The organism is Bradyrhizobium sp. USDA 4502 (genome assembly GCF_054063355.1).
In genome coordinates, this window is the sequence record NZ_JBSSGF010000001.1 from 5,957,264 (window position 1) to 5,977,947 (window position 20,684).

20 protein-coding genes are annotated in these 20,684 nt (G+C 64.1%); 10 read left to right on the top strand and 10 right to left on the bottom strand.

Translation table 11 applies throughout. From position 1 onward, the window contains the following. Positions 1-56 precede the first annotated feature (56 nt). Both ACVW1B_RS27770 and ACVW1B_RS27775 read right to left on the bottom strand, forming a co-directional pair. Positions 57-1,493, bottom strand: coding sequence for an FAD-dependent oxidoreductase (locus ACVW1B_RS27770; protein WP_253606993.1), 1,437 nt, complete (start codon positions 1,491-1,493; stop codon positions 57-59). A gap of 304 nt (positions 1,494-1,797) precedes the next feature. Next, entirely contained in the window at positions 1,798-2,145 is a 348-nt protein-coding gene (locus ACVW1B_RS27775; RefSeq protein WP_253610083.1) for a hypothetical protein, read from the bottom strand. Here ACVW1B_RS27775 and ACVW1B_RS27780 point away from each other — a divergent pair. The 3 genes from ACVW1B_RS27780 (at position 2,029) to ACVW1B_RS27790 (ending at position 4,967) form a co-directional block, all read left to right on the top strand. Beyond that, the gene (locus tag ACVW1B_RS27780; protein ID WP_253609888.1) at positions 2,029-2,706 is read left to right on the top strand and encodes a class I SAM-dependent methyltransferase; all 678 of its coding nucleotides are present in this window, start codon (positions 2,029-2,031) and stop codon (positions 2,704-2,706) included. The genes ACVW1B_RS27775 and ACVW1B_RS27780 overlap by 117 nt on opposite strands. Positions 2,707-2,733: 27 nt before the next feature. Continuing rightward, entirely contained in the window at positions 2,734-4,074 is a 1,341-nt protein-coding gene (locus ACVW1B_RS27785; RefSeq protein ID WP_253606992.1) for an LLM class flavin-dependent oxidoreductase, read from the top strand. A 71-nt stretch (positions 4,075-4,145) separates the two neighbouring features. Beyond that, the gene (locus ACVW1B_RS27790) at positions 4,146-4,967 is read left to right on the top strand and encodes a MetQ/NlpA family ABC transporter substrate-binding protein (RefSeq protein ID WP_253606991.1); all 822 of its coding nucleotides are present in this window, start codon (positions 4,146-4,148) and stop codon (positions 4,965-4,967) included. Here ACVW1B_RS27790 and ACVW1B_RS27795 read toward each other — a convergent pair. Both ACVW1B_RS27795 and ACVW1B_RS27800 read right to left on the bottom strand, forming a co-directional pair. Beyond that, positions 4,964-5,722: an SDR family NAD(P)-dependent oxidoreductase gene (locus ACVW1B_RS27795; protein ID WP_057017428.1), complete on the bottom strand. Its 759-nt coding sequence runs from the start codon at positions 5,720-5,722 to the stop codon at positions 4,964-4,966. The genes ACVW1B_RS27790 and ACVW1B_RS27795 overlap by 4 nt on opposite strands. A gap of 80 nt (positions 5,723-5,802) precedes the next feature. Continuing rightward, positions 5,803-7,068, bottom strand: coding sequence for an ROK family protein (locus ACVW1B_RS27800; protein WP_168855345.1), 1,266 nt, complete (start codon positions 7,066-7,068; stop codon positions 5,803-5,805). 241 nt (positions 7,069-7,309) lie between these two features. Between ACVW1B_RS27800 and ACVW1B_RS27805 the strand changes: the two genes are divergently transcribed. The 7 genes from ACVW1B_RS27805 (at position 7,310) to ACVW1B_RS27835 (ending at position 15,494) form a co-directional block, all read left to right on the top strand. Then, on the top strand, positions 7,310-8,275 hold the full coding sequence (locus tag ACVW1B_RS27805) for a sugar-binding protein (protein ID WP_225158724.1): 966 nt from the start codon (positions 7,310-7,312) through the stop codon (positions 8,273-8,275). Positions 8,276-8,339: 64 nt separating this feature from the next. Continuing rightward, positions 8,340-9,866 (top strand): sugar ABC transporter ATP-binding protein, encoded by a 1,527-nt coding sequence (locus tag ACVW1B_RS27810; RefSeq protein WP_456822520.1) that lies wholly within the window; start codon positions 8,340-8,342, stop codon positions 9,864-9,866. After that, complete coding sequence (locus ACVW1B_RS27815) at positions 9,863-10,924, top strand: ABC transporter permease (protein WP_456822521.1); 1,062 nt, start codon at positions 9,863-9,865, stop codon at positions 10,922-10,924. The genes ACVW1B_RS27810 and ACVW1B_RS27815 overlap by 4 nt, the downstream gene beginning before the upstream one ends. A gap of 306 nt (positions 10,925-11,230) precedes the next feature. After that, on the top strand, positions 11,231-12,583 hold the full coding sequence (locus ACVW1B_RS27820) for a carbohydrate porin (protein WP_310881569.1): 1,353 nt from the start codon (positions 11,231-11,233) through the stop codon (positions 12,581-12,583). 35 nt (positions 12,584-12,618) lie between these two features. Then, on the top strand, positions 12,619-13,383 hold the full coding sequence (locus ACVW1B_RS27825; protein ID WP_092081449.1) for an ATP-binding cassette domain-containing protein: 765 nt from the start codon (positions 12,619-12,621) through the stop codon (positions 13,381-13,383). Further along, positions 13,383-14,465: an ABC transporter permease gene (locus ACVW1B_RS27830; RefSeq protein WP_456822522.1), complete on the top strand. Its 1,083-nt coding sequence runs from the start codon at positions 13,383-13,385 to the stop codon at positions 14,463-14,465. The genes ACVW1B_RS27825 and ACVW1B_RS27830 overlap by 1 nt, the downstream gene beginning before the upstream one ends. Positions 14,466-14,561: 96 nt before the next feature. Continuing rightward, on the top strand, positions 14,562-15,494 hold the full coding sequence (locus ACVW1B_RS27835) for a sugar-binding protein (protein WP_456822523.1): 933 nt from the start codon (positions 14,562-14,564) through the stop codon (positions 15,492-15,494). A gap of 127 nt (positions 15,495-15,621) precedes the next feature. On the opposite strand, the gene ACVW1B_RS27840 is transcribed toward ACVW1B_RS27835, so the two are convergent. From ACVW1B_RS27840 to ACVW1B_RS27865, 6 genes are all read right to left on the bottom strand, one after another. Further along, positions 15,622-16,581 (bottom strand): carbamate kinase, encoded by a 960-nt coding sequence (locus ACVW1B_RS27840; protein ID WP_456822524.1) that lies wholly within the window; start codon positions 16,579-16,581, stop codon positions 15,622-15,624. Continuing rightward, the gene (fdrA, locus tag ACVW1B_RS27845) at positions 16,565-18,106 is read right to left on the bottom strand and encodes an acyl-CoA synthetase FdrA (RefSeq protein WP_456822525.1); all 1,542 of its coding nucleotides are present in this window, start codon (positions 18,104-18,106) and stop codon (positions 16,565-16,567) included. The genes ACVW1B_RS27840 and fdrA overlap by 17 nt, the downstream gene beginning before the upstream one ends. Next, positions 18,103-19,176: a DUF1116 domain-containing protein gene (locus ACVW1B_RS27850; protein ID WP_456822526.1), complete on the bottom strand. Its 1,074-nt coding sequence runs from the start codon at positions 19,174-19,176 to the stop codon at positions 18,103-18,105. Before ACVW1B_RS27850 ends, fdrA begins: the two co-directional genes overlap by 4 nt. Next, positions 19,133-19,354 (bottom strand): hypothetical protein, encoded by a 222-nt coding sequence (locus ACVW1B_RS27855; protein ID WP_456822527.1) that lies wholly within the window; start codon positions 19,352-19,354, stop codon positions 19,133-19,135. The genes ACVW1B_RS27850 and ACVW1B_RS27855 overlap by 44 nt, the downstream gene beginning before the upstream one ends. Positions 19,355-19,364: 10 nt before the next feature. Beyond that, complete coding sequence (locus ACVW1B_RS27860; RefSeq protein WP_028333377.1) at positions 19,365-19,556, bottom strand: hypothetical protein; 192 nt, start codon at positions 19,554-19,556, stop codon at positions 19,365-19,367. A gap of 104 nt (positions 19,557-19,660) precedes the next feature. Beyond that, positions 19,661-20,620, bottom strand: coding sequence for a DUF2877 domain-containing protein (locus ACVW1B_RS27865; RefSeq protein WP_253606983.1), 960 nt, complete (start codon positions 20,618-20,620; stop codon positions 19,661-19,663). Positions 20,621-20,684: the final 64 nt, after the last annotated feature.

The window sequence follows — 20,684 nt, forward strand, 5'->3', positions numbered from 1 at the left end:
CCATGCGCCGGTCGCGGAAACGACGGCGGAGATCAATGATGTGGTCGTGATCCTCGCTATTCCGCCGCGACGGGCTGCGGCGGTCGCCAGACAGCCGGTGCATAGAGCTCGGCGGTGAAATCCTCCGCGATCTCTCCGTTGATGCGCGCCTCGTGAGATGCAAGGTCGGCCAGGAACAGATCGCGGCTGACCCTGGCCGTGATCCCCGGAATGTCGCGCTTGAAGCTTGGAACGTCGCCGATCGGCAGGCCGAAGCTGACAAATGCTGCCGGGTTGAAGACGTGAATGTCCTTCAGATACGGCGCGCGGCCCGGAACTTTCTCCAGATACTCGTGCCCGGACCCGAGATAAGGATAGGCCGCCAGGCGATCGTCCTTTTCGTCGTCAGGCGGCACGAAGCGATCTCGCCACAGAAGGATTTCGTCGGCGAAATCGCCGAGCTCTGACTGCGCGCCCAGATCGACGGAATAGCCAGTTCCCGCAATCGCGAAATCGAACGCGAACTCGCCCTGCGGAGTGATGGCGACCGGCCGCACCCCCTTCAATTGCGCCGAGGTCCAGGGTGCGCCCAGGTGCAGATGAAAATTGGGGAAGGCTACCGCGCGCGAGATCGCATCCGGCGGCGGGGTCGACCCAGCCTGCCTGAACCGAATCGCTTGATGCCAGCGCACCGCGTCGGGCAAGCTGCCATAGTTGTCATAGGCTCCCGGGTAGCCGCGGATCCGAATGACCGGCAACGCGGCCAAGGTTTCCCGGCGTGCAAACAGATGAACATCACGCGCTCCGGCCTCAAGGGCTGCGGCCGCCGCATCGAAGGCCGACGCAGCACTCCCGATCACCGCAACGGAAAGACCTCGCAGCGTCCTGAAATCGATCTTCTCCGATGTATGCGCACGGAATCGTTTCGGCAGGACACGCAGCGCGTCGGGGACATAAGCGCCCCCGCTACCCGCAAAGCCGGTTGCGAGCACCAGCTTGCGCGTGGTCTCGATGGTCGTGACCCCGCTCCGCTCCAGATGTAACCGCAAATGATCGGCTGCAGGCTCGATGCGGAGCAGCCGCGTACCGTAACGAATGCCGGCGCCTGTCACGCGGCGATACCAGTCGAGATAGGCCGCCCAGTCGAGCCGCGGAATCCGATCGAGCGCGTCGAAGGCCGCCGCGCCATGGCGCGTTTCATACCATGCTTGGAAACCGAGACCGGGCAGACCGAGCTCCGGACCTGGAAGCGTCTTCGGGGTGCGAAGCTTGTGCATTCGCGCGCTCGTCAGCCACACGCCGGCCTTGCTGGCGTCGGCGGCGGCATCGATCACCGAGACCTTGCCGATCCCGGCGCGCCGAAACGCAAACGCGAAGGCCGCGCCGGACTGGCCACCGCCGACCACGACGACGTTGTGATCGATTCCGTCGCGATCAGGCACCCAGTTCTGTGGGTCGGCCCCGATCAGCCGGAGGGCCTCGCGGGCGACGCTGTCGGGATCGGATTGCGGCATGAATGACCACCTCGCTTTGACGTTACAAATCGTAAAAGCGATCGACATTCAGTCAATGAAACGAAACCAGCTTTGTTTTTGATAGCAGGCAATGTTCGCGTCGTGGACAACGCGGGCATTGAAATATTTGCGATGATCGCCGCCTGACCGATCATCTCATGTGCATTGCGACGTGCGGGATCGGCGCGATCGATCGGGAGAACTTCCCAAATCATACGTCGCCGGGATCGGCGCGATCGCAGTCATCTCCGGTGAACGACGAACTCGTCACGTTCATGCTCGCTTGCCGTGCAACAACGCAAATTCATTTCACCGCCGCCGACATAGAGTCTGACGCAGCGCACGCGCCTGACGTCGACGCGCGGCGAGCAACGATGGATCTCTCGAAATGCCGCGAACTGCTGGCAACATCAGCCTTGAACACGATACCCCGGAGCTCGCCCGCTCCTATGATGAAGCGGGACTCGTTCAATTTCGCCACGGCAAGTTCCTGATCGGGCCGCTCGCCATCAAGACCGGCGAGCACGTGCTCGACATCGGGACGGGAACCGGCCGACTTGCGGAATTCGTCGCCGGACTGGTCGGTCCGGACGGCCGCGTGATCGGTATCGATCCACTTGCCGGCCGCATCGAAATTGCGCGCCTTCGGCAAGGGGATAACCTCCAGTTCGCCACCGGGCGCGCCGAAGAACTGTCGCGCTTCGACGACGCGCAGTTCGACGCGATCTATCTCAATAGCGTCTTCCATTGGATCTCCGACAAGGATCGCGCGCTGCGGGAGATCCGGCGCGTACTCAAGCCCGGCGGCCGCCTCGGGTTGAATGTGCAGGATCCGTCCAGGCCGCACCAGTCGCGCCTGCTGCTTCGTCGCGCCATCATCGAGGCGGGTCTTGCCGGCGATCGCCAGGACTCGAACCCGGTGCTCGGATCGACCGACGAGGAGCTCAAATCGCTGTTCGCGGCACACGGCTTCGCCGGCTACCGCAGCGAGCTGCGCGCGCTGATCGATATCCACGACGATGCGGCATCGCTGCTGCAGTGGTCGGAAGCGAGCGCATTCGGAAATTTCCTCGAAGCGTTCACCTCTCACGAGCGCGAACTGGTGCGCCGCACCTTCGCGCGCCTTGTCGAAGAACAGCGCACGCCCGAAGGTTTGAAGCTGGAGCGCTACCTGCGCTTCGCGTTTGCGCACAAGGCGCCGTCCCACCAATAATAATCAGCAAAACTCACGAGATCCGAGATGAGCAAACGACAGCTTTCCCTTAACCTCTTTATTTATCCCGGCGGCCATCACGAGGCGGCGTGGCGCTACCAGGGGTCTGCGGCGGATCGCATCCTTGACGTCAGCTATTACCAGGAGCTGGCGCAGCGTGCCGAGGCGCAGAAATTCGACGCGATCTTCTTCGCCGACGGCCCCGCGCTCGCCGACAATGTTCGCTACGCACAACGCTTCCGGTTCGAGCCGATCACCTGGCTGGCCGCGATCGCCGCCGCCACGAAACGGATCGGCCTGATCGCGACCGCGTCGACGACCTATACCGAGCCCTACAATCTGGCCCGCCTGTTCGCCTCACTCGATCACCTCAGCGGCGGCCGGGCCGGCTGGAACATCGTCACGACCAGCACGGCACAGGCGGCGCAGAACTTTGGCTTGCCCGAGCATCCACCTCACCACGAGCGCTACGAGCGGGCGCGGGAATATATCGATGTCATCACGCGGCTGTGGGACAGCTGGGAAGACGACGCCGTGGTGAACGACCCCGCATCCGGCATTTTCGCCGATACGGGAAAGATCCATCCGATCGATCACGTCGGAAAGCACTTCCGGGTGCGCGGTCCGCTCAACATCTCGCGGACACCGCAGGGACGGCCGGTCTATGTCCAGGCGGGTTCGTCTGATGACGGACGCGCCTTTGCCGCGCGCTATGCCGAAGCGATCTTCACCGCGCATCAGACGCTGGCGAGCGCCCAGGAGTTTTATGCGGACATCAAGCGGCAGGCACGCGCGTTCGACCGCAGCCCCGATCAGGTCAGGATCCTGCCGGGCATCAGTCCGTTCATCGCCAGCACGCAGGCCGAAGCCGACCTGTTGCAGGACGAGTTCAACGAGCTGATCCAGCCGGAATACTCGTTGACCCAACTTCGCCAGATGATCGGGCTCAACCTCTCCGGCTTCGACCTCGACGGTCCCTTTCCGCGGCACCTGATCGACACCGGCAGCGCCCGCGGGGTCGCCAGCCGTTTCAAGCTCGTGGTCGAGATCGTCGATCGCGAGCAGCCGACCATCCGCCAGCTCGTGCAGCGTCTCGCCGGGGCGCGCGGCCACTGGGTGATCGCGGGCCCGCCGGAGAAGATCGCCGACAACATCCAGACCTGGTTCGAGAATGGCGCGGCCGACGGCTTCAACGTGATGCCGCCCTGGCTACCCGGCGGGTTCGATATCTTCGCCGAGCAGGTCGTGCCGATCCTGCGCAAGCGCGGCCTGTTCCGCGACGAGTACAGCGGCACGACGCTGCGTGACCATTACGGACTGAGCCGGCCGCAAAGCCTATTTTCCGGATCGATCAAGGCGATCGCCTGACGTGATCGAAACCGCCGACCCCGCGTCGGCCGGATCGCTATTTGCCCACAGCCTGAGGATTTGAGAATTCAATGACCACTGCGCGCGTCCTGTTGCTTTCGACCCTGCTCATTCTCGGTGCTCTGACCGGCGCCGCCCTGCACGCGGAGACATCAGCCAAATCCGATCTGAAAGTCGGCTTCGTGCCGGGCCCCTACATCGACGAATTCAAGGTTGGCGTCGCGCCGGAACTCGAGAAGAAGGGCTACCGTATCCGCTATGTCGAGTTTTCGACCGGGCTGGAAGCCAATAATGCAGTGTTCAAGGGCGAGATCGACGCCAACGTCATGCAGCACACGATCTTCCTGAACTCGTACAACGAGCGGCAGCAAACCGACCTCGTCGGCATCGTCCACGTCCCGACGCCCCCGATGGGGCTTTACTCGAAGAAGCACCCGGTCGGCTCGCCGATCAAGCCCGGTTCGACCGTGGCCGTGCCCAACGATCCCGTCAATCTGCAGCGTGCGCTCTGGATCCTGCGCGATCTCGGCCTCGTCGAGATTCGCGACTCCAAGCCGGTCGATGTCAGCGAACTCGACGTGATCAAGAACCCCGGCGGCATCAAGATCGTGCCGCTGGAAGCGGCACAGGCGCCGCGCGCGCTCGATGACGTTGATTTCGCCGCCATCCAGGGCAACTTCGCGATCTACAGCGGCTTGAAGCTGACCAATGCATTCGCCCTGGAGAAGATGACGACGCCCTATATCAATGTGGTCGCGGTGAAGCAGGCCAATGCGGGCTCGCCGTGGGCGCAGGACATCGTCGCCGGCTACAAGTCACAGACATTCAAGACCGCGATCCTGTCCGACCGCTTCTATGACGGGTTTACCTTGCCGGATTACTTGAAGCGCTAGACCCAGCCACCATCCACGATATGGCTCTGGTTGGTGCAGGCACCGCTGTCATCGGCGGCAAAGAACAGCACGACGCGGGCGATATCATCAGGCACGAGTTTGCGCTTGAGGCATTGGCGCTGCATCAGCTCGGCCACGCCTTCAGACGTCAACCACAGATCCTGCTGCCGCTGGGTCATGATCCAACCGGGCAGGATGGAATTGACCCGTATGTTGTGCGGCCCGAGATCGCGGGCCAGCGCACGGGTGAGGCCCTGAACGGCTGATTTGGCCGTTGTGTAGCAAGGCATGTTGCCCTGGCCGATCACCCAGCTCACCGAGCCGATGTTGACGATCGAACCGCCCCCTGCCTGCTTCATGTCCGGCGCGACCGCCTGGGCGCTGAAAAACTGGTGCTTCAGGTTGACGGCGATCCGCTCGTCCCAGAATTCCGGTGTGACGTCCTCAATCGCGTGACGGTCGTCGCGGGCCGCATTGTTGACCAGGATGGTGACCGGCCCGAGCGCCTCGCGGATGCCGGCGACCGCGCGCCGCAGCGCGCCGATGTCGCGCAGATCGGCATGTTCGAAGTGCACGCGGGCTTGTGCCCCGAGATCGGACAGCAGCTGCTCCGACGACGTCAGATCGATATCGATGAATCCGACCCGCGCGCCCTGGCCGATGAACCGGCGGACGATCGCCTCGCCGATGCCGGAACCGCCGCCGGTGACCAGTACGGTCCGGTCCTTGAGACTTGGATAGATGGCGCCCTGCATTGGCATCCTCTCGATATTGGCGCCTGAAGGCGTCGGTTGCGTTGCTGCGGCTCAGGCAAAAGGGCCACAGATTCCGAGGTTCACTCGGTTGTCTCCATGAGGCTGCGGTCCACGACCCGCAGCGTCCGCCGCACCATGCCGTCGACGATGGTCGCCGACTCGCTTGGACGCACATATATTGCCGTGGACTTGAGCAGCCACGGCAGCACCGCCTGGTCGAGCCTCTCCTCATAGGCACTGCGCATCATGTCGAATGCCTGCAGGCCGGGACCTGCGAGGATGACATGATGCGGGCGCAGCACCGATATCGTCGTGGCGACCGCTTCGGCAAGCGCGTGACCCGCCTGCTGGAACAAGTGCTCGAGACGGGAATCGCCGCTCCGCGCCCGATCGCGCAACAGAGCCATCTGCGCCTCGGACGGTTGCTGCGACGCCGCCGGCGGCAGGTCGAGAAAGGTGCGGGCATCGCGGTAAAGCGCATAGTCGGCAAGATGGGCCTCGATGCAGCCGCGCTGACCGCAGCGGCATTGCGGGCCGTTCAGCGCCAATTTGACATGACCGATCTCACTGCCCGCGCCGGCACCCCAGCGCGCTTCACCGTCGACAATGATGCCCATGCCGACGCCGTGGCCCACCATGATCGTGGCCGTGAGGCCCTGCGCCAGTGCCGGTTCGGCGGCAGCGAGGGACAGCGCGACCGCGACCGCGTCGTTCGCCATCACGACTTCGACAGCGAACGCCTGGTGGATCGGCTTGGCAAGATCGACGTCGGTGATCGACAGCGCCGGGCTCCACAGATGCCGGCCGGTATCGCCGTCGACGATGCCCTGCAGCGCTATTCCGATTCCGAGCAAGCGATGTCGCGGCGTGGCGGTCGCCTCAAGCATGGCGTCGATCTGTGCGATCACGAGCTCGCATAGTGCGCTTGCATCGAGCGCGCGCGTCGCGAGTTCAAGTCGCGATTGCGCCAGGGCGGAGCCGCTGAAATCGGCGATCAGTGTCTCGACCAGATTCATGCGCAGCGAGACCGCGATGATGCGGCCAAATTCGGGATTCAGCGTCAGCAGGACTGCCGGCCGGCCGCGGCGACGGCCGCCATCCGCGTCCTCTTCGTCGGCGTCGTCGGGCCACAGCGTCGCCGCATCTGTCTCGGCTTCGCACAGCAGGTCCTCCGCCATCAGCTTCGACGTGATGGCCGAAATGGCGGGGAAGCTCAGGCCCGTGCTGCGTGCGAGCTCGACCCGCGGCAACGGCCCCTGGCGTCGCAGTACCTCGACGAGACGGCCGGGGTTCGATCCGCGGGCCAGGCTCGAAGCACGTCTCAACGGCTCGGGCTGTTCGTTCATATTGCGCTTTTTAATTCGCTTGATGAAATTATTCAACGCAGGCTGCTCGTTTGTGGGTCAAAAAGCGCGGATAGCGACTGAAAAATATCACTCCCATACTACTATTGGCTGAAGGCGTGATCATGAACTTCCTTGACTGGACATTTTGTCGCGCTAATTTATTAGTTACGTGAATAAAATAAGGCGTGAAAAGCGCCGGGCGTGAAATCCCCTCACCGGGGGTGTCGACAGGGAGGTGCATATGAATGTCTCAACCAGAAAATTGATCGTGCCGCTCATGGCGGGCGCTGCCGCGCTCGCCATGGCGACGGGGGTAGCACAGGCACAGCAGAAAAAGACCATCGCGCTGGTGACCAATGTCGCGGCCGACTTCTGGACCATCGCGGGCCGTGGGCTTGAGAAGGCGCAGAAGGAGCACCCGGACTACAATATCGAATTGATCGTCACCAATGAAGGGACGGCGGCCGGCCAGCGGCGCGAACTGGACGATCTGCTGGTGCGCGGCGTCGCCGGTATCTCGATCTCGGTCGACGATGCACCGCATGCAACCGAAGAACTCAACAAGGTTGCGGCCAAGACCGTGCTGATCACCACGGACAGCGACGCGCCGCAGAGCAATCGCCTCGCCTATATCGGCACCGACAACGTCGCGGCGGGGCGACAAGCCGGCGAGGAGATCAAGAAGGCGCTGCCGAACGGCGGCAAGATCGCACTGTTCGTCGGAACGATGGACGCCGACAACGCCCGCGAGCGGGTGCAGGGCATCAAGGAAGCGATCGCCGGCACCAAGGTCGAACTGGTCGACGTGTTCACCGACCAGGTGGACTTCGCCAAGGCCAAGGCGAACATGGAGAACGTGCTCGTCAAATATCCCGACATCGCGCTGCTGTCCGGCCTGTGGAGCTACGAGACGCCGCTGATCTATGACGCGGTGAAGGCCGCGGGCAAGGCCGGCAAGGTGAAGATCGTCGGCTTCGACGAGGATCAGCGGACGCTGCGCGGCATTTCCGACGGCACGATCGAATCCACGGTCGTGCAGCAGCCCTACGAGTTCGGCTATCTCTCCGCCACCAACATCATCAAGACGCTGAACGGTGACAAGTCCTGGATTCCGAAGGACAGCAAGTTGATCGTGCCGACCAAGGTGATCAGCAAGACCAACGTCGCGGAGTTCGCCGCACATCTGAAGGAACTACTCAAGAAGTAACTTCAGTCGGCTTCAACGCCCGGCCGCCACAGGCCGCCGGGCGTTGTGCAGGAGGACATGCCGAATGGCGGAAACGCTGCTGGAACTCAGCGGAATCAGCAAGACCTATCCCGGCGTCAAGGCGCTCGACGACGTCAATCTGCGCGTCAATCGCGGCGAGGTGCTGGGCCTGATCGGCGAGAACGGCGCCGGCAAATCGACGCTGATGCGCGTGCTGGCCGGCGTGATCGCGCCGAGCGCCGGCGTGATCCGCATCGGCGGCACCGAGCACGCCCGGATGACGGTGACCGAGGCGACGCGATGCGGCATCGCCTTCGTGCACCAGGAGCTGAACCTGTTCGAGAACCTCGACGTCGCGGCCAATGTCTTCATCGGACGCGAGAAGCTGGCCGGCGGCCCGCTGAAGCTGGTGGACAATGCGCAGATGCACGCCCGCGTGATGCCGCTGCTGGAACGGCTGGGCGCCGATTTCACGCCAGGCACGCTGGTCGAGAATTTGTCGATCGCGGAGCGCCAGATGGTGGAGATCGCCAAGGCGCTCTCGATCGACGCCCGCGTCATCATCATGGACGAGCCGACCTCCAGCCTGACGATTTCGGAGACCGAGCGGCTGCTCGAGGTGATTGCCGACCTGAAGACGCACGGCATCTCGGTGATCTACATCTCTCACCGGCTCGGCGAGATCATGAGCTGCGCCGATCGCGTCGTGGTGCTGCGCGACGGGCGCACGGTGGGGGAATTGGCACGCGACGAACTCAGCCACGCCGCCATGATTAGGCTGATGATCGGCCGCGACCTGAAGGCGCTATATACACCGCCGTCCTGCACGCCGCAGCCCGGCGGCTGCGATATCGCCGGCGTCGTGACCACTGCCTTTCCTGACCGGCAGATCAATCTGTCCGTGCGGCGCGGCGAGATCCTCGGCCTCGCCGGGCTCGTCGGCGCCGGCCGCACCTCGCTTGCCCGCGCGGTGTTCGGCGTTGACCCGCTGCTGGGCGGCGAGATCCGGATCGACAACGCCCCGGTCGGCGTCGCCTCGCCGCGTGACGCGATCAGGCAAGGGATCTACCTGGTGCCGGAGGATCGCAAGAAATCCGGTCTGGTGCTGGAACTGCCGATCCGAGAGAACATGACGCTCCCGAGCCTGCTGGATCATGCGCGGATGTGGCTGGTCGACGGCGCGGCCGAGCCCAGAATCGCCAAAGACCAGGCCAGGCGGCTGTCCATCAAGGCGCCGAGCATCGACATCGAAGCCGTGACGCTCTCCGGCGGCAACCAGCAGAAGGTGGTGCTGGGCAAGTGGCTCTCCATGCAGCCGCGCGTGATGTTCTTCGACGAGCCGACCCGCGGCATCGATGTCGGCGCCAAGAGCGAGATCTACGCGCTGATGCGCAGCCTCGCCGACCAGGGCGTCGCGATCGTGATGATCTCCTCGGACATGGAGGAAGTGATCGGCGTCTCCGACCGGGTGGCGGTGATGCATGAAGGCAGTGTCAGCGGCGTGATCGAGCGCGACCAGTTCAGCGAATACAACGTGTTGAGGCTGGCGGTCGGCCAGGCGCTCGAAACCATGGAGGCCGCTGCGCCATGATGAAGAAGGAACTCGGCCTATTCTTGCTGCTGGCGGTGATCTCCGCCATCACCGGCGCGATCAATCCGGCCTTCCTGTCGTTCGTGAATCTGCTGAACATGGCCAATCTGATCGGCCTGTTCGGCGTGTTCGCGCTGGGTGAAGGCCTCGTCATCATCACCAGCGGAATCGATCTTTCGCTCGGCTCGATGTTCGCGCTGCTCGGCGTCATCTTCATCGACCTGCTGACGACCTATCAGGTGCCCTGGCCGTTCGCGCTGCTGCTGGTCCTGATGGGCGGGCTTGCGCTGGGCGGCATCCAGGGCTTCCTGATCACGCGGCTGAAAATGCAGCCCTTCATCGTAACGCTGTGCGGCCTGCTGATCTATCGCGGCGCCGCGCGCTATTACACCAGCGATTCGACACGCGGCTTCGGCTACGGTGACGAGGCGAGCACGCTGAGCAACATCGCCTCCGGTAATATTGCGGGCATCCCGAACACCTTCATCTTCCTGATCATCCTTGCGCTGATCCTCGGCGTGCTGCTGCACCGCTCGGTCTACGGGCGCTGGCTTTATGCCGTGGGCAAGAACGAGGAAGCGGCGCGCTTCTCCGGCATCAACACCAATCTCGTGATCGCCACCGCCTATGTCATCAGCGGCGGGCTCGCCGGCGTCTCGACCGTGATGTTTGTGTTCTACACCAACTCGGTTTCTCCGAGTTCCTTCGGCAACTTCTACGAACTCTATGCGATCGCGGCGGCCGTCCTCGGCGGCTGTAGCCTGCGCGGCGGCGAGGGCTCCATTCTGGGCATCGTGCTCGGGACGGCGTTGCTGCAGGTGCTGCAGAACCTTGTGAACATCCTCGGCATTCCCAATTCGCTGAACTTCGCGGTGATGGGGACCGTGATCCTGATCGGTGTGCTGGCGGATCAGCAATTGCAGGCCCGTCGACGGCGCAAGGCCGCGCTGGCAGGCCTCGCCCGCACTGCGCCAAGATCGAAGGAAAGCACAATTCTGCAGGGCGCAGCTCCGCATAGCGCGGCTGCGTTGCCGACGACGACGGGCGATCAGGCATGACAACTCGAAAAGGAAGAACCCGGACCGGGAATATGGTCGCGGCGGCTTGAGTAGAGGAACGAGGGGAAGGAGTTCGAGGCGCAAGATCGATCAAGCTCGCGGCGCTCGTATCCAATTTGGCGCAGCAAGCCTGGCCCAGTGAGCCGCAGGCAGACCCTCGCGACCGTCTCGAAGGGCTTTGCGTGCGCATTCTATCTCTGATTGATAGAGCGATGAACTGAAACTATCGCGTTCCCCGCTGAAGGGCTTTGGGCGAGAACGTGGCACAAAAAATAGACAAAGCCGGGGACGCTGGGAGTGCAGAAAATGTCAGTTAGGTCTGTAAACACCGCGCGGGCGTGCGGCGTGGGGATGGCGTTGTTATCTCTGTTCAGCGGCGGCGGCGCGCATGCGGCCGATCTCATGACGAAGGCTCCGCCGGTGCCTTACACCGAGACCGATGATTTCTGGACAAGACCATATCTGTTCGGCGATCTCGGCAGGACGCAACTAAAGGAGCGAGGGATCTCGCTGGCCCTGACGCTGGGCGACGAAGCCGTCGGCAATTTGTCGGGCGGCAACAGGAACACCGCGACCCAAGCCGGACAGCTTTTCTTTCAGGCCAAGTTCGACATGGCAAAACTTGCCGGCATCCATGGCGGCACGGTTGGCCTCACGCTGGTCGACCGCTTCGGCCGCAACCTGAATGACGAGGCGGGAATTCCGGCGCTGCAGCTGACCAACGAAGTGTTCGGCCGCGGCAGCATTCTTCGCCTGACCGAACTCTACTACTCGCAGAAGCTGTTCGATGATCGCCTTGAGCTCAAGGGCGGCCGTCTTCCGGTCGGCTCCGACTTCTTCTTTGGTCTCTGCGAGTTCATCAACCTGACCTTCTGCGGCGGCCAGCCCGGCAACATCCAGGGTGGCTACATCTACAATTGGCCGGTGAGCCAATGGGCCGGTGTGGTGCACTACAACTTCGCCAAGGAATGGCAGCTCTCGGTCGGCGTCTACGACGCCAACCCGAACTACCTGACGACGTCGGACTCCGCGACTTACTTCCTGCCGGGTGTCCCCGGCTCTAGCCCCGCCTCGGGCGTTCTGGTGCCGGTCGAGGTGGTCTGGGCACCGAGCGGTCCGTTGAACGGGACCTGGAGATTTGGCGGCTGGTATGACAGCGCATCGACAATTGATGGCGGCCTGCCGGGGATCATTGCGATCTCTCCGGGCACCGGCGGCGTCTCGGACCAGAATCTCGGAGATTCGCGCGGTCGTTATGGCGTCTATGAATCGATCCTGCAGCGGCTGACGGTTGAAGGTCCCAAGGCACAGGGCTGGTACACCTTCCTCAATACGACCGTCGCCGACCACCGCACGTCGTACCAGGATTACCAGATTGCATTCGGCTTCAGGCACACCGGAACGTTCGCCTCGCGCCCGGAGGACGAAGTCGGCTTTGCGGTCGGTACGACCCATGTGAATACCGCTGCGCTCACGCCCAACGCCGGAGGAAACGAAGTTCCGATCGAAGCCTGGTACGGGTGGCAGGCGACGGGCTGGATGAACCTGAAGTTCGACGCCCAGTATGTGATGCATCCTGGCGGGCGCGGGTACAATGCCGCCGGCGTGAAGACCGACAACGCCTGGATTCTCGGTCTGCGCACGCTGGTGCACTTCTGAGCGGAGGTGGCCAGCATGCTTGAGCAAAGCCAGCCATGGTAACCCCTCACGACGCCGGGCTAGCAGTCCTGGAGTTGAAGGGCATCGGCAAGGAGTTCGGCGCCATTCGCGCGTTGCATGGCGTCGACCTCCGCGTGTCGCCCGGCGAGGTGGTCGGCCTGATGGGCGACAACGGCGCCGGCAAGTCGACGCTCGTCAAGATCATTGCCGGCAACTTTCCGCCAAGTCACGGCGAGATCCGCTTTGACGGCAAGGCGGTTCATTTCGCCCGTCCGATCGATGCCCGTGCGGTCGGCATAGAAGTGGTCTACCAGGACCTCGCACTCGCCGACAATCTCACTGCGGCGGCCAATGTCTTCCTCGGCCGCGAGCTCAAGCGCAAGCTTGGTCCATTCGCCTTGCTCGACCACAAGGCGATGGCAGCGCGCGCGCTGCAGCTGTTCGGCGAGCTGCGCTCGGAGACCCGCCCGCACGATCTCGTCAAGCAGATGTCGGGCGGCCAGCGCCAGGCGGTCGCGATCGCGCGGACGCGGCTCTCCAACGCCAGGCTGGTGATGATGGACGAGCCGACCGCCGCGATTTCGGTTCGCCAGGTCGAGCAGGTCCTCGGCCTGATCCATCGCCTGAAGGAACAGGGCGTCGCGGTCATGCTGATCTCGCACCGCATGCCCGACGTGTTCGCTGTCTGCGACCGCGTCGTCGTCATGCGGCGCGGCGAGAAGCGCGCCGACAAGGCGATCGGCGACACCAGCCCCGAGGAAGTCACCTCCCTCATCACGGGAGCGAAGGAGGCTGCGTGATGGCCACGCCCCTGGAATCTCCCCTCACCTTCACCAATGTCGGCAAGGCCAGATGGTGGCGCAGCGGCCTGTTCGCCTCGCAGACCGGCTACGTCCTGCTGGCGCTGGCGGCGCTGTTCGTGCTGATGAACTTCGCCAGCCCCTATTTCCTGACCGCAGGCAACATACAGAATGTGGCGAAGAACTTTTCCTTCATCGCCATCGCCACGCTCGGCATGACCTTCGTCATCATCACGGGCGGCATCGATCTCTCGGTCGGCTCCGTGATGTGCTTTTCAGCGATGACCACCTCAATAGTGATGACGCACGTCTCGACACCGGGCATGCCCGGCGCGGAGTGGTTCGTGCATTTAGCCCCTGACGGCAAGACCGTGATTGCCAATATGCCCGGCTTGATTCTGCTCGTCTCGGTTCTGGCGGGGCTCGGCGTCGCGCTGATTGTCGGCCTCGTCAATGGCTTCTGCATCGCGGTGCTTGGACTGTCGCCGTTCGTCACGACGCTCGGCATGCTCTCGATCGTGCGCGGCCTCGGCTACGTCGTCTCCAACGGCCGCGGCAGTTTTCCCGGCGGCCCCGACGCCGAATATTTCTACACGCTGACATCCGGCGTTGTGTTCGGCATGCCGGCGCCGTTCATCTATCTCGTGGTTCTCGCGCTGGCGATGGCGGTCGTGCTGCATCACACTGGTTTCGGCCGCCACGTCTTTGCCGTCGGCGGCAACGAGAAGGCGGCCGCGCTGACCGGCATCTCGGTCGTCCGGGTGAAGATCGAGATCTACGTGATCTGTGCGCTCGCGGCGGGTCTGCAGGGCATCATCGTCTCGGGCTGGCTGGGATCGGCGCCGGCGAACATGGCCACATCCCATGAGCTCAACGTGATTGCGGCCGCTGTCATCGGTGGCGCCAATCTCGCGGGCGGCGCCGGCGGCCCGCTCGGGGCCATTGTCGGCTGCGTGCTGCTCGAGGTGATCCGCAACGGCCTCGTGCTCGCGCAGGTCAACTCGTACTGGCAGCAGACCCTGGTGGGCGTGATCATCATCGCCGCGGTGCTGGTCGATCGTCTCCGCTCGCGCATGGCCTGAAGAGTTCGTCCTGGAGGATCATGGATGTCCGCCTATCCGCCTCCTGGAGCCGCAGATTTGAACGGATAGGCACGATAAGAAATGTGGAGGGAAACAATGAGAAAGGCACTTCTGGCCGCTGCGGTCCTCGCCATGATGGCAACGCCTGGCCTGGCCCAGGGCTACAGATTCGTGATCGTGCCCAAGGCCATGAACAACCCGTTCTTCGATTTCGCGCGCGACGGCTGCCAGAAACGCGCCAAGGAGCTCGGCAACATCGAATGCATCTACAAGGGTCCTGTCGAGCACGAGCCGGCGACGCAAGCGCAGATCATCCAGGATTTCGTCACTCAAAAGGTGGATGGCCTGGCCATCTCGGTTGCGGACGTTGCCGCGATGACCAAGTCGATCGAGGCGGCAAGTGCAGCCGGCATTCCCGTCATCACCTTCGACTCGGACGCGCCGGGCTCGAAGCGGATTGCCTATATCGGCACCGACAACAAGGAGTTCGGCCTCGCGCTCGGCAAGCAATTGCTGAAGCTGCGGCCTGATGGCGGCAGATACGCGATGATCTCCGGCGGGCCGGGTGCGGAGAACCTGGCCGAGCGGGTCGACGGCGTGCGTGAGGCACTCAAGGGCTCGAAGTGGACCGAGGTCGGGGGCTCGCCGACCTTCTGCAACGACGATCCCGCGCTCGGCGTTCAGCAGATGACCGATCTGCGCACCGCTGCTCCCGACCTTGCAGCCATCATCCCGGTCGGTGGCTGGCCGATGTTCGCGCCCGAAGGCTTCAAGGCGTTCGCCAGCAAGAGCAAGAAGGACATGGACGCCGGCAAGTTCACGCTCGTCGTGGCCGACACCCTCAAGATGCAGCTTGAGCTTTTGAATGAGGGTTACGCCAATGCGCTGATCGGCCAGCGCCCGTTCGAAATGGGCGAGAAAGCGATGGACACGCTGCTTGCCATCAAGAAAGGCCAGAAGGCGCCGCCGATCATCCACACCGGTCTCGACGTTGTGACAAGGGACAACGTCGCGGCGATGCTGAAATAGGCGCGCAGGCAGCCCGAGCGGAACGGCATGGATCCGGACCTGTGCTCGCGGCCGACCGACATCGGTATCCCGCCGGGCAGATCCCGGCGGCCATCATCAATGGCGCCGCCATCGCATCTGACGAGCGCTAGGGAACAATGTGGGTCCCGGTCTCGCCGGTCAGCGCGCCCATTGCGCAATTGAGATGGCTGATGATCGCGCGCTTGCCACCACCTTCGAGAAAGCGGATGGCGGCATCGACCTTGGGCCCCATGCTTCCCGGCGGAAAATGGCCCTCGCGATGATAGGCCTTGATCTCCGCCAGGCTGACCTGATCCAGCTCCCTCTTGTTGGGCTTGCCGAAATTGATCGCGACGCGGGGCACCGCGGTCAGGATCAGCAGTTCCTCGATGCCAAGCACGTTGGCGATATGGGCCGAGGTCAGGTCCTTGTCGATCACTGCCGGCACGCCGGTGCGCACGCCCCGTTCGTCGCGGATCACGGGCATACCGCCGCCGCCGCCTGCGATGACGATGGTGCCGCGCTTGACCAGCGCGTCGACCAGCGAAATGTCGCAGACATGTTTGGGTTTCGGAGACGGCACGACATGGCGCCAGCCACGCCCGGAGTCCTCGCGCATTTTCCAGTTCAACTCGGCGCTGATGCGCTGGGCTTCCTGCTCGGTGAAAAACGGTCCGACGAACTTGGTCGGATTGGCGAAGGCGAGATCGTTGGCGTCGACCTCGACCTGGGTCAGCAGGCTGGCGACGTGCCGGCCGTTGCCATGCGCGCGCAAGACGTTCTCAATCGCCTGCATCAGAAGATAGCCGATGCCACCTTGGCTGTGCGCGACGCAGATGTCCATCGACATCGGCGGGATCCGGCTCATCGTCAGCATCTGGCGCATCATGATCTTGCCCACCACCGGCCCGTTGCCGTGGGTGATCACCAGTTCGTTGTCGAGTTCGGCGAGCGGCAGCAGCGCCTCGGCAGTATGCTGGGCGACGGCTTTCTGCTCGTCCGATGTGCCGCTGATGTCTTCGGGGTGGACGGCATTGCCGCCGATCGCGATCACGAGACGGCGCGGGACCTCATTGAGTGTTCGCATAGCGCGGCATCCTGACGTCGTTGACGGAAAAAGCGAGAGCAAGGTCGCAGGCCTGGGCATTCGACGGCGCGACCACGATGCCGGCGTCCTCGAGCAGCCTGATCTGCGCCGAACGCAACTGGCGATCGAGCTCGGTCCCCGTCACCGACGCAACCAGGACCGGCGCGTCATCCGCGCGGCCCGCCACGACAGCCGCAAGATGCGCTGCCGGATTGTCATGTGCGCCGTATCCGATCACGAGATCGAGCAGGATGACGGCGACCGCGGGATCGGCCAGCGCCGCCCGCAACGCATCGTCGCGCACCGAGGGATCGATCATCGGATGCGGCCGGCCCTGGGTATATTCGTCGGCCCCGAGGTCGACGATGCGGTCCCTCCCCTGCGCCTCCGGCTCACCGAAATGCGGGACGCCGGGAATAGCGGCGTTTGATGCCACCTTGCGACCGCCCGCGGCAAGGATCACCTGCGCCTCGGCGCAGAGCGTGCCGCCGGCGAACAGCCCTTCGATCCGCTGCGCCGCCTTGCGTCGCTGCGGCAAACGCGCAGCCACGGCGGCAGCGTCGAACTTGCCGCCAATGCTCCGGCCGTTGCCCAGGACTTTTTCGGCCGCTTCCCTCAATGTAGTCGCAAGGCGTGCATTTGGCGGCAGGTCCGCCGCGGCGGCGCCGATGAAGCACACTGTGTAGGGCTTCGAGCTCCGGCCGATCCGGCCAAGCACGGCCCTGGCGACGTCCGGATGCGGCGGCTTGGAGATGAGCACGACGCGATCGGTCTCGGGATCGGCATCGAGGGCGTCGATCGCCATCAATGTCGTGATGCCGCCAATCTCCTTCTTCAAATCCCGTCCGCCGACGCCGATGGCGTGGGAAATTCCTTCGCCCGCCTCGGACAGCAGGCACGACACCTCCTGCGTACCGGTCCCCGATGCGCCGATGATCCCGATCCTCCCACGCTTCAGCCGGTTGGCGAAGGCGAGCGGCGCGCCGCCGATGATCGCCGTGCCGCAGTCCGGTCCCATCATCAAGAGGCCCGCTTCGCGCGCCTGCTGCTTCAGCGACAATTCATCCGCAATCGAGACATTGTCGCTGAACATCAGGACATGAAGTCCGCGGTTCAGCGCCTTGCGCGCTTCTGCCGCGGCGAACTCGCCGGGAACGGAGATCAGGGCGAGGTTGGCGGCGGGTGCGGCCTTGACGGCCGCGGCAATGCTGCGCGGCCGCCACGCCGCTTCGCCCGTGCTGCTCGTCTTGGGGCGATCGAGCGCCTTTTGCGCTTCGGCAAGCGCGACGCGTGCCGCCGCTTCGCTCTCGGCCTTGATCGCGAGGATCAGATCATTGCCCTGCGCGATCACCTCACCATCAAGCAATCCGGCGTTGCGCAAGATCGCCTGGTTGGACGGCGTGCCCATCATCAGCGCGGCTTCGATGACGCCCGCCGCCGACGCGATCTCGCGCGACAACCGCATCAACGCCACCGAGTCGAGATAGAAGCCCTTGCGAATTTCGTTCAGGACAAACGCGCTCATGACACCCCCAGATCTTCCGCAATGGCGAGAACGACCTGCCGGAAGCAGGCCATCGGCGCCCGCACCACGCCGGCGCCGACCTGGCCGATGCCGGGCTCGCGATGCGCGATGCCGGTGTTGATGACCGGTGCAAGGCCGGTCTCCACCACCAGGCGAACGTCGATGCCGGTCGGCACGCCGGCAAAGTCGAGCGCGGGGATCGTCCATTCCGGATTCTGCCCGACAGTGATTTCGCTCATTGCCCGCGTGAAATTGCCCGCCGACGACGGCGCCCCGGCGCCGATGAATCCGGCAACTGCCGGAGCTGCTGCCATCGCGAAGCCACCAAGCCCGACCGTCTCGACGATCGCGGAGTCGCCCATGTCGGGATTGGCATCCGTGCGCGAATAGCCCGGGAAATAGAGCCCTTCCGGCATTTCCACCGGCGCCGTGAACCAGCGATCGCCCAATCCGCTGACACGGACCCCGAAGTCGGTTCCGTTGCGGCACATCGCGGTCACCACCGTCGAACCGCGAATCCCGCTGGCGGGATCGGTCAGCGCTTTGCCCATCGCCATCGCGATGTTGAGAAAGAACTGATCGTTCTGCGCGATGAAGCCAATGCAGCTTGCGAGAACCTCGTTGTCCGTCGAGGTGCGCGCCAGCGCCGACCCGATCTCGCGCAGGAACACGCTGGAGCAGGCCAGGTTGCGCTGGTGCATTTCATCGCCCATCGAGAGTCCGCGCGCGATGATCGCCTTCAGGTCGATCCCGCCATGCGCGCGGATCGCCCTGGCCAGCACCGGCCCGAATACATCACGCAGCCAGCCGAGGCGGGCCAGCACGCTATCGTCATTGCCGCCGAAGCGCATAACCTTGCCAAGGCCCTCGTTGATGGCGCAGTAGGCGCGGTTGCCATATTTGACGTTCTCGACGACGAACACCGGCATGGAGACCGTGGTCATGCCGGTCATCGGACCGACCGCGCCGAAATGATGGTTGGGGTGGAAGGCGACGCCGCCGCCGGCCGCGAGTTCGAAGGCGGCTTCAAGATCCGGAGCCCAGCCTTCGAACACGATGGCGCCTGCCACCGCGCCACGCATCGGACCCGCACATTCGGTCCCAGGTGATCGGCGGCCCGGCATGAAGGATCATGCGTTCCTTCAACCCTTCCAGCACGTCGCGTGCCGGAACGATATCGATCAGCCTGGGCTCACCCTCGAGGATGCGGGCCAGCGCCTGCTTGTTGGCGTCTTCGATCAGCTTCATGGCCGCGCTCTCACGTACCGAGCTTGGCGAGCAGTGCCGCCATTTTGGGATCGCCGTCGGCGGGCGGCGTCCAGTCGACCTGCACGACCTCGATATCGCAGTCCCGCAAGTCCTTCACAAAGCCTGCCAGCCCGACGTTCACCACGCTCGGCTTGCTCATCAACAAACGCCCGCTCGGCGTCCCTTCCTGCTTGGTCACCACTTGCGGCCTCCCGAGATCCGATGCATCGATCTTAGTAAGAAAATTTTTACTTTGTCAAACACGCGCGACCTGTCGTCCGAATTCCCGTTGTGTCGCATGATCGTTTAGGCCCCTGCGATTGATCGCGTCGGCGGGCCGTTGCCGGTGAGGCCGGCATGATGCAGCGCGCTGTCGTTGAGCAGCCGGCACTCGATCGCGCGCAACACCATCAGCGCACCTGCAAACGCATCCAGTCCAGAGCTTTGCCCGATCCGCGACAGCGCCGCGACCGCGGACTTGATACGATCGACCCGTCCGCCAATCGTCGCGTCGATGGCTTCATGGAGCGCCGCCGCCGCGAAGCCGAGCACGGCACTGTGCAGGTGGGCGGCACTGATCTGATTGGTCCGGCCGAGATGCGCGCGACAGGTCTTCCACAGCGCGTCGCGCGTCGCGAGACGGCCGAGGTTGGCGAGCGCGACCAGCGCGCCGCCGATCAAGTCGTCGCCGGATGGCGTGAGCCCGGGACCAAGTCCGATCAATTCGACGATCTCCGGGTAGTCACGCGGTACGCATCGCTCTCCGCGAAGCCCGGCCTCGATCAATTGCTTGAGCGCGGCGAGCGCCGGCGCCGCGGCAGCGAGCACCCGCGACGGCCTTGTGGGCGGCTCCGCGCCACCCGAGGCGGCCAGCCCCTGCTCGACCGGCAAGCGACGCCAGACCTGATCGACCATCGCAAGCCCTACCCGCAAACTGTCGAGCGTCCATTCCGGCGAAGGCGGCGGCGCCCATACGGAGGCCGTCTCGAAACCGGCAAACCGCATACCGTCGACGAGCAGCATCGTGTCGACGATCGCAACCTCTTGTCCGGGAACGAGCAGCCGCGGCTCGATCCCGGTGCACCGAAGATGCAGCGGGCCGGAGCCGAGGTCTTTGACACCGATGCAGATCCAGCAATCGTCGAGCACCGCATAAAAGCTGCGCTCGAACACCGCCGCAATACGGCCGCGCCGTCCGCTGCGCAGCGCGCGGCGCGCAAGCACGCCGACCTCGATTACGGCACCGCCGTCGAATCGTTCAGACACGGGCGCGCCGGGTAGGTCGCGAAACGTATTGCCTGGCCGCATCACACCGATCTCCTGCTGCGCA

What these genes read in the sequence shown, in the direction of transcription:
- ACVW1B_RS27770 (WP_253606993.1), bottom strand. Translation starts at nt 1,493, where the DNA reads ATGCCGCAATCCGATCCCGACAGCGTCGCCCGCGAGGCCCTCCGGCTG.
- ACVW1B_RS27785 (WP_253606992.1), top strand. Translation starts at nt 2,734, where the DNA reads ATGAGCAAACGACAGCTTTCCCTTAACCTCTTTATTTATCCCGGCGGC.
- ACVW1B_RS27790 (WP_253606991.1), top strand. Translation starts at nt 4,146, where the DNA reads ATGACCACTGCGCGCGTCCTGTTGCTTTCGACCCTGCTCATTCTCGGT.
- ACVW1B_RS27795 (WP_057017428.1), bottom strand. Translation starts at nt 5,722, where the DNA reads ATGCAGGGCGCCATCTATCCAAGTCTCAAGGACCGGACCGTACTGGTC.
- ACVW1B_RS27800 (WP_168855345.1), bottom strand. Translation starts at nt 7,068, where the DNA reads ATGAACGAACAGCCCGAGCCGTTGAGACGTGCTTCGAGCCTGGCCCGC.
- ACVW1B_RS27805 (WP_225158724.1), top strand. Translation starts at nt 7,310, where the DNA reads ATGAATGTCTCAACCAGAAAATTGATCGTGCCGCTCATGGCGGGCGCT.
- ACVW1B_RS27810 (WP_456822520.1), top strand. Translation starts at nt 8,340, where the DNA reads ATGGCGGAAACGCTGCTGGAACTCAGCGGAATCAGCAAGACCTATCCC.
- ACVW1B_RS27815 (WP_456822521.1), top strand. Translation starts at nt 9,863, where the DNA reads ATGATGAAGAAGGAACTCGGCCTATTCTTGCTGCTGGCGGTGATCTCC.
- ACVW1B_RS27820 (WP_310881569.1), top strand. Translation starts at nt 11,231, where the DNA reads ATGTCAGTTAGGTCTGTAAACACCGCGCGGGCGTGCGGCGTGGGGATG.
- ACVW1B_RS27825 (WP_092081449.1), top strand. Translation starts at nt 12,619, where the DNA reads ATGGTAACCCCTCACGACGCCGGGCTAGCAGTCCTGGAGTTGAAGGGC.
- ACVW1B_RS27830 (WP_456822522.1), top strand. Translation starts at nt 13,383, where the DNA reads ATGGCCACGCCCCTGGAATCTCCCCTCACCTTCACCAATGTCGGCAAG.
- ACVW1B_RS27835 (WP_456822523.1), top strand. Translation starts at nt 14,562, where the DNA reads ATGAGAAAGGCACTTCTGGCCGCTGCGGTCCTCGCCATGATGGCAACG.
- ACVW1B_RS27840 (WP_456822524.1), bottom strand. Translation starts at nt 16,581, where the DNA reads ATGCGAACACTCAATGAGGTCCCGCGCCGTCTCGTGATCGCGATCGGC.
- fdrA (WP_456822525.1), bottom strand. Translation starts at nt 18,106, where the DNA reads ATGAGCGCGTTTGTCCTGAACGAAATTCGCAAGGGCTTCTATCTCGAC.
- ACVW1B_RS27855 (WP_456822527.1), bottom strand. Translation starts at nt 19,354, where the DNA reads ATGAAGCTGATCGAAGACGCCAACAAGCAGGCGCTGGCCCGCATCCTC.